Raw genomic sequence first — 12850 nt, forward strand, 5'->3', positions numbered from 1 at the left:
CTGGACGGAGGGGGAGCTGGCGTCGGGGATCAGCAGGCGGGGGCGCCGGTGCCGTCGGCGGGGACGGCCCAGACGTCCCAGCCGTCGCCGGACGGATCGCCGGACGGCCGGACCCGCCCGTACATCACGGTGTGGTCGTCCAGCCAGGCCGCCTGGTCGTCGATGCTGTGCGGTTCGGCGAGCGGGGTCTCCCGCATCGTGGCCAGGTCCAGAACGTAGAGCTGCCAAGGGCGGTTGGCGCTGGCGTTGACCCGCTTCTTGAACACGATCCGGGTGCCGTCCGGCGACAGCGAGGGGCATTCGACGTTGCCGCGCAGGGTCTCCGCAGTCCAGTTCCGGTAGTCGCCCCGGACCAGGTAGGTGCTGCCGCCGGTACGGACCGTGGCGTAGAAGGTGTTGTCGTCGGCGGCGAAACTGACGCCCCAGTAGTTCACGTCGGAGGCGTGGTACGGCTTGCCGTCGAGGGTGAGCGGGATCCCCTCGATGCTGTCGGTCAGCCGGCCGGTCCTGGTGTCCAGGATCGAGGTGCGGGTGGAGAAGTCGTCGCGGAGGTAGGAGTCGCCCTGCACGAACGTGGTCCAGGACAGCATCCGGCCGCTGGCGGAGACCCGGGCCCGGTTGGGGAATCCCGCCGTCCTGACCTGACGGACCTGGTGCAGGTCGTGGTCGAGCACGGTGACATAGGTGGCCGGGACCGGGCCCTTGCGCTGCAGGCAGATGCCGGTGCCGTGGGCCGCGTAGAGGCGGTCGCAGAGCAGGCCGCCGGTGGTCCTGGCGCCGTCCGGGCGGGCCAGTGGCACCGTGGCGAGCTGCCCGAAGCCGGCGCCGGGCGCGGTGTCGCGGAACAGGATCTCCCCGGGGGCGTCGAGCCGGACCCGGCCGGAGGCCGCGGCGACCGCGGTGTCCCCGCGCGAGCGCAGCACGTACCCGGTGACGGCGGTGGTGAGGACGAGGGCGACCGCGACCAGGATCAGCACTCTGAGGCGGCTGCTACGGATCGTCATGCGTTTCCTTCTTCGCGGAGCGGGAGGATCCACAGGGCCGCGAGGATCGTGAGGACCAGGGCGGCGAGAGCGGCGGCGACCGCCGTATGCAGGCCCCACCGCGTCCAAGCCGCGCCGAAGAGCACCGACGCGGCCAGCGCGGCCACCGCCTGGCCGGTCTGCACCAGGGCCATGCCGCTGGCGCGCAGGTGCTCCGGCAGCATCGGTCCGACGGCGGCCATCAGCACCCCGTCGGTGGCGGCGTAGAACAGCCCGTGCAGGGCGAGGGTGACGACCAGCAGCGCGACGCCGCCGAGCGGCCCGAACAGCAGCAGGTAGGCGCAGAGCAGGGCGCCGTACCCGCCGAGGAACACCCGCAGCCGGCCCAGCCGGTCGGCGGCCTGCCCGAGCGGGACCGCGAGCAGCAGATAGCTCGCGGTCGTGCCCAGCGGCAGCAGCGGGAAGTACGCCGTGGCGATGGCCAGCCGCTGCTGGAGCAGCAGGTAGACAAAGGCGTCGCTGAGAGTGACCGCGCCCAGCAGGGTGGCGGCTGCGGTGACCCGGCGGAAGCCGGGGAGCAGCAGCAACCCCCAGACAGCGCGCAGCGACGCCGTTTGCACCCGGTCCGCGCCCGTGGTGGGCGCCGGGGCCGCCGGGCGGTGGTCGCGGACCAGCAGGGCCAGCATCAGCACCCCGAAGACGGCGAGGCCGAAGCTGGCGACGAAGACCGTGTCGTAGCGGCCGGGAGCGGCCAGCAGCAGCGCGAACGCCGCCAGCGGGCCGAGGAAGGCGCCGGTGGTGTCGAGGGCCCGGTGCACGCCGAAGGAGCGGCCGAGGGTCTGCGGGGTGCTGCTGAGCGAGATCAGCGCGTCCCTGGGCGCGGTGCGCAGGCCCTTGCCGGTGCGGTCGGCGGCGATCACCGCCCCCAGCACCGGCACCGAGGAGCCGGCCGCCAGCAGGCCCAGTTTGCAGACCGCGGACAGCGCGTAGCCGGCGCCGGCCACCAGCTTGAGGCGTTGCCGACGGTCCGCCAGATGGCCTCCGGCCAGGCGGACAAGCGCGGTGACGCCGAAGTACATGCCGTTGAGTGCGCCGAACTGCAGCGGGCTCAGACCGAGGGTGAAGATGAGGTACATCGGCAGCACTGCGGTGATCATCTCCGAGGAGATGTCGGTGACCAGGCTGACCGATCCGAGCGCCAGCACATTGGGGGCCACGGCCCGCAGGCCCCGGGCGGACGGGCGGGAGCCGGCGGCGGCTGGGGCGTCGCCCGGTGCGGTGTCGGCGGCGGGTGCGGCGTCGGCGGCCGGGACGCCGGTGGAGCGGCTCGACGAGATGTACATGGCTGTCCTCCGTGGCTGGACTGCTCGGGGCGGAGGCCCGCCGGCCGGCACGCCTGACGGTGCGTCGGCCGGCGGGCGCCGGCGGTGTCAGCCGGTGACGGTGTACAAGTCGCCGTAGGTCTTCCAGGACAGCGACGGGTCCGGGACCAGCCCCAGGTTGCCCGCGTCCAGGAACGCCCGCTGCTCGGTGTCGACCCTGCTGGTGTCGCCGTGCGGGGACGCGGCGCGCATCGCGGCGGTGCGGGCGTTGAGGAAGGCGTTCAGGTACGCCGTCTCGTCGCCGCCCTGGGCCGGGGTGCGGGCGTGCTTCATGGCGGTGGCGCGGATCGCGGCGAAGCCGAGCGGGCCGGGGCCCGAGCCCTGGCCGAGCAGCGCGTCGAAGTAGCCGAACTGCCCGAGCGCATGCAGTCCGTCCGCCTTGGCCAGGGTCACCGCCGGGTCCAGGTAGACCCGGTCCAGCTCGTCGTTCTGGGCCTGCTGGAAGGCCGGGTCCGCGGCCGCGGTGTGCCAGGCGGCGGTGAATCCCGCGCCGAGGCCCTGGTGCGAGTAGCCGCCGACCGCCTTGCGCAGCGCCGGCAGGTACGCCGCGAGTGCGTTGCCGGGCCTGTGGGCGGTGTACCTGGCGACCACGTCGAGCAGGTCGCCGGTGGCGGAGTGGAAGCCGCCGATCCCGGCGGTGTAGCCCTGGCCGTCACCGATGTCGTCGATGTAGGTGTACTGGGCCTTCCAGTCCAGCGAGGAGTTGTCCGCGCTGGAGACCAGCTCCATCGCGAGGTCCCTCCGGCCCGGAGCGGTCAGGTCACCGGTCGAGGCCGAGGCGACTGGGGTTGAGGCCGCGACCGGGGCTGCGGCCTGCGCCGCGTGCGGGGCGGCGGCGGGCGTGGGGGCTTCGTAGACCTGGAACTCGTAGAGCGAGTAGCCGTAGCTGGTCCCCCGCTTGGTGCCGTACATCCGGAGGTACCGGCCGTGCCCGGTCACGGTCAGGTCGTCGGTCCCGCCCTTGCCGCTGGTGGTGCTGTAGACGGTGGTCCAGGTGCTGCCGTCGTCGGAGGTCTGGACGGTGTAGGCCTTGCCGTAGGCGGCCTCCCAATTGAGCCTGACCCGGCCGATCGCGTAGCTCTTCCCGAGGTCCACCGAGATCCACTGCGGATCCGAACCCTCCTTGCTGCCCCAGCGGGTGGTGCTGCTGCCGTCCACCGCGTTGGCGCCGCCCAGCGAGGTGCTCTCGGTCGAGGAGGTTGTGGTCGGCCGCTTCAGCGCCAGGTTGACGCTGCCCGGCGGCGGGGTGGTCGGGGGCGGTGTAGTGGGCGGTCCGCTGCTCGGCGGCGGGCTGGTCGGCGGGGTTGTGCTGGTGTCCCAGATGTCGGTGATCGGGGCGGCCGTGGCCGCGCTGCCCAGCGCCGGCAGCCCGTACATGTCCTCCAGGGTGCGCAGCAGCGAGTAGTGGTTGTACTTGACGGCGGAGCTGGCGCCGGTCCTGACGTGGGCGCCGACGATCATGGTGGCGATCTGGTTGCCCGTGTCGTCGCCGTCGTCCTCGTCCCAGGTCAGTACGAGGGCGCTGTTGTGGGTCTTGGCCCACTGGATGTAACCGTCGAAGTGGCTCTTCAGCCAGGTGTCGCCCTGCTTCACCGTGCCGTCGTGCATGTCGTCGGCCAGCGTCGGCGTCACGAACGAGACGGTGGGCAGCTTGGTGTAGTCGGTGGGGAAGCGGCTGTAGCGCAGGTTGGACGTGGCCGGGACGTTGGAGAAATCGACCCAGCCGTTGTGCTTGCGGGCGTAGCCGCTGTCGCCGTCGTCACCGCAGTCCTTGGAGCCGTCGGCCGGCAGCGCCTCCGAGTAGCCGATGAAGGTGTGCCCGCTGGTGAGCAACTGGTTGCCGAGGTTGTCGGTGGTGAAGTCGTGCGGGCAGTCGTCGTCCGCGACGCCGTGCGTCGAACCGGACATCAGCGCGATGTAGTTGCCCTGGCTGGGGTGGGTGGTGCCGTGGAAGTTGGTGAACGCCGCACCCTGGGTGGCCAGGGAGTTGATGTAGGGGGCGTCCTTGCTGCCGACAATGTCCTCGTAGAACTTGTTCTCCTCCATCACCACCACCACGTGGTCGAACGTGGGGAGCGAGGACGCGGCGGCCGCGGCGGCCTCAGCGGCGGCCTTCGGCGCGGGCGGCGCAGCGGCGGCCGTGGAGACCACGCCGAGGACCGCGACGGACATCACGGTGGCGGCGGCGATCAGGGCGCGGCGGGCGCGCCTGACGCTGCGAAACGGATCGTGGGTGCGCCCGGAGCGCACGGCGGGGCTGGGGGGTGTCATACGGTTCTCCTTGACGGCTGAGAGCCGTCGTCGCGGCGGGCGGAACCAGCACCAGGCGCGCAAGGGCGACAGGTGTGGCACTCGCTGGAGTGACACGGGGGCACTGCTCGTGCCACGTGGGGCACAGAGGGGCGGCATGGGGCCGCGGGCAGCCGGGTCAGAGACTCCTGAGCGCGTCGGGTTTCGAACTTCCGCGCCAGGCCGCTGAGACAGATTTCTACTCGTGCTGTCGACGACCTGTCAAGAACCTTTACTCAATGCTCGTCGTGCCCGAGCTGGGCGAGCACGTCCTCGTGCAGGAGTCCGTTGGTGAACACGGCCGCTCCCGTGGTGATGCTGCGTCCCCCGCGCAGGTCGCTGAACCTTCCCCCCGCCTCCTCCACGATGGGCACAGCCGCGGCGATGTCCCAGGGGCCTGCGGTCAGGTGCAGGAAGGCGTCCACCTGTCCGGCGGCGACCAGCATCGCTCCCTGGCACACCCCGCTCCACTTCGACAGCGGTCCACCGTCGTTGCACCGACTGACCAGCTCGATGGCGTCGGCCAGGCGTTGGGCCGGGACCCGGGCGGCGACGGGCCAGATCGCCACCGTGGCATCGCCCAGTGCTTTGGTCCCGCTCACCGCCAAGGCCTGCCGGGGCCCCAGCACTCCCCCACGGCAGGCGCTGGTCCAGGCCCCGGTGGAGCGGGATGCCCACCAGCGACGCTCCAGGGCCGGTGCGGTGATCATTCCGGTGATGACCTCGCCGTCCGCCTCGACCGCGATCAGCGAACTCCACTCGCGCCAACCGGCGGCGAAGTTGACGGTTCCGTCAATGGGATCGATCACCCATCGGCGAGCGGCAGTGCCGTGGTCGCCGTGGTCGCCGGACTCCTCGCCGATGAAGGAGTCCTGGGGCCGTGCGCCGGCGAGTCGGCCCCGCAGGACCCGCTCGATCTCGTGGTCGGCCGCGGTGACGGGACTGCCGTCCGCCTTGGCCTGCGTCGCTACCCCGCCGGACGCGAAGTACCGCATGGAGATGCTGTCAGCGGCATCCGCCAACTCCTGGACCAAGGAGAGATCATCAATCATCGTCATACTGAGGGGAGCCTAGGCGACCGCGACGCCAAGCCGGTTCTCACTCTCCTCCGCTGCCGCCGGTCGAACCGCCGCCGTGGTCGTAGCTGTCCTCGTGGGCGTGCAGGGTGAGGACCTCGCCCTGCACCGTGAAGGGCCACGGCTGCAGCGGCCGGGTCGCCGGGCCGCCGAGCACCTGGCCGGTGGCGGCGTTGTAGCGCGAGCCGTGGCACGGGCAGTCCAACTCCAGGCCCTGGCCGGGCTTCACCACGCAGCCCTGGTGGGTGCAGACCGCCGTGTGCGCGGTGAACCCGGTTCTGCTCGGCCGGGCCACGACCACCGGGTAGATGGCATCGACCATGACCACGATGGCGCCGCCGACCGGAATACGGCTGGTCTGCACGGGTTGGGGCCCGCCAGTCGCGGTCCCGGTCGGCGAAGGATCGGTATTGGCGGCGGCCGTCCCCCGGTTGGCGCCGCAGGCGGTGAGCAGGCCGCAGGCGCAGGCTCCGGCGAGGGCGGCCCGCCGGGTCACCGTCATCGGACGACCTGCCCGACCGCCGCGGCCGCGGGCTCGCGGCGCAGCGCCTGTCGGGAGACGGTTCCGGCCACCCGGCCGCGGTCGAGCACCAGGGCGATGCCTCCGTCGTCTCCCCCGTCTCCCTCGTCTGCTTCGCTCCAGTCCGTCACCGCGGGGTCGGTGAGGGCGAGCCCGGCTCCCAGTTTCGGTCCGACCGGCCGGACGGTCTCCGCGATGGTCCCGGCGCCGCGCAGTCGGGCGGGCGTGGTCCAGCCCAGGATGTCGGAGGGGTGCGGGGCCAGGGTCCGCCACTCGCGTCGATGGGCCACCAGGACCGGGGCGTCCTCCGCCAGGTTCTCGTCCTTCAGGCCCTCGTCCTTCAGGCCCTCGTCCTTCAGGCTCTCGTCCGTCACGTTCTCGGCTGCCAGCCGGCGCAGGGCCTCGACCACGTCCTCGTCCTGCTCGACCAGCCGGGCGGCGGTCGCGAACGCTCCCACGGTGGGGCCCTCCACCCCCGCTTCGGCGCCTGCCGCGGTGAAGCCGTTGGTCTGCAGCCAGCGGTCGTTGAAGTAGGTGGAGAGGTAGGTCCGCCCCGAGTCGGGCAGCAGCACCACAACGGTGTCCTGCTCCGTCAGCCCCTCGGCGACCCGCAGCGCGCCCGCCAGGGCGACCCCCGAAGAGCCGCCCGCGAGGATTCCCTCGGTGCGGGCCAGCCGCCGGACGGCGTCGATCGCGTCCTGGTCCTCGACCGGGACGAAGTCGTCGATCACGCCCAGGTCCAGCGACTTCGGCCACTCGTCCACGGTGGTCTCCGGGTGGACGAAGTGGCCGGCGCCCTCGATGTACTTCTGGCTGCCGTCCCCGCCGGAGTACCGGGAGGTGATCGGGTCGGCGCCGATCACGCTGACCCGGCCCCCGCTGATCTCCTTGAGGTAGCGGCCGGTGCCGGAGATCGTGCCGCCGGTGCCGACGGTGGCGATGAAGTGGGTGACCGCGCCCTCGGTGTCCTGCCAGATCTCGGGTCCGGTGCCGGTGTAGTGGGCCGCCGGGTTGGCGGGGTTGTCGTACTGCTGCGCGAACCAGGCTCCGGGGGTCTCGGCGACGTACCGCTCCCCCTGTGAACGCAGGCTGTCGGGGTGGCTCCTGGGCACAAAGGCGTCGACCAGTCGCAGCTCGGCACCGTAGGCGGCGAGCTGGTCCCGTTTCTCCTGGGCGATCGCGGAGCTGGTGAAGATCACTGCCCGGTAGCCGAGCTGAGCGGCCGTCAGCGCCAGTCCGATCCCGGTGTTGCCGCTGGTCACCTCGACCACCACCCCGTCCGGACGGAGCGAGCCGTCGGCCTCGGCCTGGCGCAGCATCGCGAGGGCCGCCCGGTCCTTCACACTGCCACCCGGGTTCTGCCACTCCGGTTTGACGTAGATCCGGGGGCGCAGTCCCTCGGCCGCCCGGGTCAGCCTGATCAGCGGCGTTCCGCCGATGGAATCGAGCACGGACTCAAATCTGGCCACGGTTCTCCCTTCAGAGCACCTGGTAGTGGAATGCGTCGGTGTACTGCTCGGTCGCACTGGCGACCAGCGTCAGCGTCCCGGTCCAGGTCCCCGGGTCGGGCACATTGACCGATGAGCTCACAAACGTGAACGCGGTGGCCTGCCCAGTATGGATCGGGCCGGGAAGCCGATAGGGGAAGCCGACCGGCAGCGCCCGCACCCGGCCGGCGGACTGGCCGAGGTCCAGTTGCACCGACTGGGCCGCGGCGACCTTGTCGCCGCTTCCCTCCGCCGTGATCCGGAAGCTCTCCGGGCCGCGTCGGGCCGGACCGACCTCGATGGTGACGGCGTAGGGGCCGATCGTGGCATGGAGTACCCGGGTGGGAGCGTAGGCGGTGGCGGCCGGAGCAGCCGAGGACAGCACCCCCGCGACGATGACGATCGCGGCGCCGATCCCCGCCTCGATCCGGACCCGCCCCCGCAGCCGCGCCGTCTCCCCCGGAGCGATGAGCCCGTCCGCGGCGCGGTCGCTCCGGGCAGCGAGCTGCCGGCCGATCCAGCGGTTGCCGGCCAGTCCCAGCAGCAGCGCCGCGGCCACCAGCAGCAGCTTGACCAGGAGGATGCCGCCGTAGGTGGTGCCGGTCAGGGCGCCGGTGCTGCGTACCTGGACCAGCCCCTGCAGCAGGCCGGTGCCGGCCATCAGACCGACGCTGGCGGCGGCGTAGCGGGACCACAGCGGGAGCCGCGCCAGCCGCTGGAACGACAGCCGGCGGCGGAGCACCAGCCAGCCGAGCACGGCCAGCCCGCCCAGCCAGGCCACGGCGGCCGCGACATGGACCACCGTGGAGCTGAAGTACCACCAGGCGCCGCTGCCGCCATGGCCGTTGTGGACCACGCAGCCCAGCACCGCCAGCGCGAGGACGCCCTGCAGCGTCCACCGCGCCCGGAGCAGGCGCCGGTCGCCCGCCTGCCGACCGCCCGCCAGGGCTCCCCGGGTCGGCAGCAGGGCGAGGGCCGCCGCGAGCAGGCCGATCCGCACCAGCACCGCCTGGGAGTAGGCCGAGCCGGCGAAGTCGCCCAGCCCGGACCAGCCGGCGCCGCCCGGCAGCGCAGAGGCGTCCCAGAGGTACTGCGCCACGATCTGCAGCAGCGAGGCGAGAAGGCTCAGCCCGGCGCCGATCCGCGCGGCTCGCCGCAGCAGGCGCTGCTCGTCCGGGTCGGCGCCGAGCACCAGACCCGCCGGGAGCAGCCCGAGGGCGGCGACCAGCCCGAGGTAGAGCAGTCCCTTCACCACGCCGACGACCAGTTGCAGCCCCGGGCTGGGTTGCGGCGACGGTGCCGGGGCCACCGCGTCCGCGGGGACCCCGTACCCGAACTGGAGCGATCCGCCCACCGGGTGGGTGTCGGCGGAGACGACGGACCAGCTGGCGAGGTAGGAGCCCTTGGCCAGCCCCGGGCGCAGGCCGATGACCAGGGTGCGTCGGCCGTCGGTGAGGCGCGCCGTGCCGTCGTCCACCGCCTTGCCGGCAGCGTCGACCACACTGGTGGACCCCTTGGCGGAGGGCAGGGTGACCGGTTCGTCGAAGGTGATCCTGATCCCGGTCGGGGCCGAGGCCACCTCCGTGCCGTTGGACGGGGTGGTCGCGACGACATAGGCGTGCGCCGAGGCGGCGGGGGCCAGCAGGACCGCTCCGGTCAGCAGGCAGAGCAGGGCGAGCAGTGTGAGTGCGCAGCGCCGCCCGGCCCGCCCGCTCACGAGGGCGTGCGGGTGAGGCCCGCGTCGCTGAGGCCCGTGTCGCTGAGTCCCGTGTCGCTGTCAACGGGCTGCGGCGACACGGTGGTCCGACGCGCACGGGTCAGCGCCGCGCCGCCCACCGCGCCCGCCGACAGCGCCAGCACGATCCCGGCGGCGCCGAGGCCGATGCCCCAACCGTCCCCGCTCCCGCTCCCGTTCCCAGGGCCCGAGCCCGAGCCGGCCGAGGCGGTCAGCGACGCCGGGTCCGGGGTGATCACCACGCTCGGGGCCGGGTGCTCGGGCTCGGCGCCCCCCTGGGCCTGCTGCACCCAGTTCACCTCACTGCCGTCCGAGTAGCGCTGGACGGCCGGCAGGTAGAGCGTGCCGCGGTCGGGCAGCGGGCCGACGGACAGCGAGAACTGGCCGAACTCGCCCGGCGCCAGACCACCGGCGGTGGCCGTCCAGGTCACCTCGGTGACCGCCGAGGTGACGGCGTTTCCGTCGTCGTCCTTCAGCGGGGCGGGGAGCGCGGTCCGGGTCAGCCGGGCGGTCCAGCCAGGCACGGGTGCGCTGAGCACCGAGGTGAACGGAGCAGTGGTCGGCAGGTGCACGGTCAGGGCGACCGTGTGCGCGGCCTCGGACTCGTCCGGCACCGTGAACGTCAGCACGGCGCTACCGCCGCCCTTGCTGCTCGACGAGGACACGGTGACATGGGCGGCCGCGGGGGCGGCCAGGGCGAGCACCAGCACGGCGGCGGCGACCGCCGCCGCGACGGCGGAGCTCATGGTGCGGATGGACATCGGGCCTGATTTCCCTGGTCTGGTCAACGGTCTGGTCAAACGGTTTTCCTGGAGCTCGTCCGGCGGTGTGGTGGCCTCCTCGTCCAGCAGCGCCAGAATCCGGGCGCGCAGGCTGACGAACTCGGGGGCGGACTGGTCCCGGGGGCGGTCGAGGCCGACCTCGACCACCTCGCGGATCCGGGCCGGACGCGGGGACAGCACGACCAGGCGGTCGGCGAGCGTGAGCGCCTCGCTGACGTCGTGGGTGATCAGCACCGCGGTGAAACCCCGCTCCTGCCACAGTCGCAGCAGTTCGCCCTGCAGAACACGACGGGTGAGGGCGTCGAGCTTGCCCAGCGGCTCGTCGAGCAGCAGCACGGAGGGGTCGTTCACCAGGGCACGAGCGAGCGCGGCCCGCTGTGCCATGCCGCCGGAGAGCTGGGCCGGCCAGGCGTCGGCGAACTCGGTCAGGCCGACCAGGGCCAGGGCGTCCTCGATCCGGGCCTTCGACCCGGCGTGGGCCCGCCGCGCCTGGGGGCCGATCGCGACATTGCCCCGGACCGTGCGCCAGGGCAGCAGCGTCGGGTCCTGGAAGACCAGCGCCCGGCTCGGGTCAGGGCCGGTCACCGCGCTGCCGTCGACCTGCACCGCACCGAACAGCGGGCGGTCCAGGCCGGCCAGCAGCCGGATCAGCGTGGACTTGCCGGAACCGCTGGGGCCGACCAGGGCGATGAACTCGCCCGGCTGGACTGACAGTGACACATCGTCAAGGACGGGCAGGTCGTTGTCGCCGTTGCGGAACGCCTGGGTGACGTTGCGGATGTCGATCGCGGCGCCGGTCCTGGTGTGGGTGCGGGTCACCATCGGGTCAGCTCCTTCTCCCAGCGCAGCGCCCAGCTGCGCAACCGGAACAGCAGGGTCAGCAGCAGCCCGCAGACGCCCACCAGGACGACGATCCCGGCGTAGAGGGCCGGGAAGTCGCCCCAGCCCTTCTGCCAGTTCAGATACCAGCCGAGTCCGGAGTTCACCCCGAAGTTCTCCGCCACCGTGAGGCTCACGAAGGAGGAGCCGAGGGCCATGAACGCTCCGGTGAAAATGCTCGGCAGAGCCGCAGGCAGGGCCACCCGCAGCAGCAGGAACCAGTTCTTCGCGCCCAGGGTCTGGGTGACGTCGTAGTACGAACGGGGATGCTGACGATGCCGGCCCGGGTCAGCACCGTGATCGGGAACCACACGCTGACCGCGATCAGGAACACCGCGCCGGTGTAGGCGCTCGGGAACAGCACGAAGATGACCGGCACCCAGGCCAGGGTCGGCACCGGGCCGAGGAACATCAGGATCGGGTGCACCCAGTAGTTGGCCTGCTGCCACCAGCCGATCGACACGCCGGTGACCAGACCGGCCAGCAGGCCCAACGCAAATCCCAGGGAAAGGAGTTGGAGCGAGTTGCCGAGGCTTTCGGCGAGGATCCGCCGGTCGTGCCAGAGGTGGTCGAAGATCTCCTGCGGCGCTGCGAAGTAGGGGGTGGAGAGGAGTTGCGTCTTGGCGGTGGAGATCTCCCAGAACACGGCCCAGAACGCCGATCCGAACAGCCAGGCGGCGCCGTGGGCGACGCGTGCGGCCGCACGGGCGCCGAGCCGGGTGCGGGCGCCCAGGCGGGTGCGGGTCGCACTCAGGGCCCAGAGCGCCGCGGCGGTCCCGGCGACGACCAGGCCCGCGATCGCCGTGAAGGTGGTGGTGTCGTGGATGGCGGCGGCGTCGGCGAGCGGCAGCTTGGAGCTGTCGTGCACGGCCTCGGTGAGGGCGCTGAAGGCGATCCAGGCGAGGATGCCGGCGCCGGTCAGGATGGGTTGATCCGGAGCGGATGGGTGACCTTCTCCAGGGCCGCGTGGATGCGCGCGGCGCCCTGGACGGTCGTTTCGGCGGACGGGTCCGGCTGTTGTTGCCCGGCTGTGGCCGGGGAATCCGTGAGCGTGCTGAGGTCCATGCCCGGCCTCAGAAGGTGAGGCCGAGGTTCACGAACACCTTGTCGGCGAGCGCCTGGGAGTCCGTGTTGGCGGGGAGGAAGCCGGTGTGGATGAACTTGTCGATGCCCGGTTGCAGCACCTGCTGCAGGTTCTTGGGCGAGGGGTCGAAGGTGAGGGTCTGCAGCACCGGCAGGATGTTCGCCGGGGTGTCCGGGATGTACTTCTTGCTGGACTCGAGCTCGGCCGTGGCCTGGAGGTTCGCCCCGGCCCAGCGTGAGCCCTTGGCCCAGGCGGTGACCAGCTTGGCCGCGGTGACCGGGTCCTGGCTGACGAACTCCTCATTGAGGGCGACCGCGCAGCAGGGGTAGGAGGAGTTGCGGCTCAGATCGCGGTTGTTCGACAGCTCCTTCGCCCAGCCCGCCTTGACCCCCTGGATGATCGGCAGGAAGCCGCCGGCGGTCGCGATGGCGTCAACTCGCTTGTCCTGCAGGGCCTTTGGCAATAGGTCCTGCTCGATGACCACCCACTGGACCTGCTTGGCCGCCGGACTGGAGTTGATGCCGGCGTCCAGCAGGTCGAGCGAGAAGAAGTTGGGAGCCGAACCCTGCAGACTGCTGACGCCGATCTTCTTGCCTCTCAGCGACGCCACCGTGGGCACCGAGCCGTCGTTGC

The 12850-nt window shown here is 72.1% G+C and carries 11 protein-coding genes and 1 pseudogene; all 12 read right to left on the bottom strand.

Annotated elements, in window-relative coordinates:
* Nucleotides 1-29 precede the first annotated feature (29 nt).
* On the bottom strand, nucleotides 30-1004 hold the full coding sequence (locus ACXKR8_RS03500; RefSeq protein WP_462100300.1) for a TolB family protein: 975 nt from the start codon (nucleotides 1002-1004) through the stop codon (nucleotides 30-32).
* Complete coding sequence (locus tag ACXKR8_RS03505) at nucleotides 1001-2326, bottom strand: MFS transporter (RefSeq protein WP_458271419.1); 1326 nt, start codon at nucleotides 2324-2326, stop codon at nucleotides 1001-1003. Before ACXKR8_RS03505 ends, ACXKR8_RS03500 begins: the two co-directional genes overlap by 4 nt.
* Before the next feature lie 87 nt (nucleotides 2327-2413).
* Nucleotides 2414-4636: a chitosanase gene (locus ACXKR8_RS03510; RefSeq protein ID WP_458271420.1), complete on the bottom strand. Its 2223-nt coding sequence runs from the start codon at nucleotides 4634-4636 to the stop codon at nucleotides 2414-2416.
* A gap of 254 nt (nucleotides 4637-4890) precedes the next feature.
* Nucleotides 4891-5706: an inositol monophosphatase family protein gene (locus ACXKR8_RS03515; protein WP_458271421.1), complete on the bottom strand. Its 816-nt coding sequence runs from the start codon at nucleotides 5704-5706 to the stop codon at nucleotides 4891-4893.
* 46 nt (nucleotides 5707-5752) lie between these two features.
* On the bottom strand, nucleotides 5753-6232 hold the full coding sequence (locus tag ACXKR8_RS03520) for a QcrA and Rieske domain-containing protein (RefSeq protein WP_458271422.1): 480 nt from the start codon (nucleotides 6230-6232) through the stop codon (nucleotides 5753-5755).
* On the bottom strand, nucleotides 6229-7701 hold the full coding sequence (locus ACXKR8_RS03525; protein ID WP_458271423.1) for a PLP-dependent cysteine synthase family protein: 1473 nt from the start codon (nucleotides 7699-7701) through the stop codon (nucleotides 6229-6231). The genes ACXKR8_RS03520 and ACXKR8_RS03525 overlap by 4 nt, the downstream gene beginning before the upstream one ends.
* Nucleotides 7702-7729: 28 nt before the next feature.
* Nucleotides 7730-9454: a copper resistance CopC/CopD family protein gene (locus ACXKR8_RS03530; protein WP_458271424.1), complete on the bottom strand. Its 1725-nt coding sequence runs from the start codon at nucleotides 9452-9454 to the stop codon at nucleotides 7730-7732.
* Nucleotides 9451-11076, bottom strand: a complete 1626-nt coding sequence (locus tag ACXKR8_RS03535) for a DUF1775 domain-containing protein (RefSeq protein ID WP_462100301.1) — start codon at nucleotides 11074-11076, stop codon at nucleotides 9451-9453. Before ACXKR8_RS03535 ends, ACXKR8_RS03530 begins: the two co-directional genes overlap by 4 nt.
* Nucleotides 11070-11369: an ABC transporter permease gene (locus ACXKR8_RS03540; RefSeq protein ID WP_462100756.1), complete on the bottom strand. Its 300-nt coding sequence runs from the start codon at nucleotides 11367-11369 to the stop codon at nucleotides 11070-11072. The genes ACXKR8_RS03535 and ACXKR8_RS03540 overlap by 7 nt, the downstream gene beginning before the upstream one ends.
* On the bottom strand, nucleotides 11267-12001 hold the full coding sequence (locus ACXKR8_RS03545; protein WP_462100302.1) for an ABC transporter permease: 735 nt from the start codon (nucleotides 11999-12001) through the stop codon (nucleotides 11267-11269). The genes ACXKR8_RS03540 and ACXKR8_RS03545 overlap by 103 nt, the downstream gene beginning before the upstream one ends.
* Nucleotides 12002-12051: 50 nt before the next feature.
* Nucleotides 12052-12198, bottom strand: a complete 147-nt coding sequence (locus tag ACXKR8_RS03550; RefSeq protein WP_462100303.1) for a hypothetical protein — start codon at nucleotides 12196-12198, stop codon at nucleotides 12052-12054.
* 8 nt (nucleotides 12199-12206) lie between these two features.
* Nucleotides 12207-12845, bottom strand: a pseudogene (locus tag ACXKR8_RS03555) (ABC transporter substrate-binding protein); the annotation flags it as partial.
* Between the last annotated feature and the right edge of the window lie 5 nt (nucleotides 12846-12850).

Source organism: Streptacidiphilus sp. PAMC 29251, from assembly GCF_054208735.2.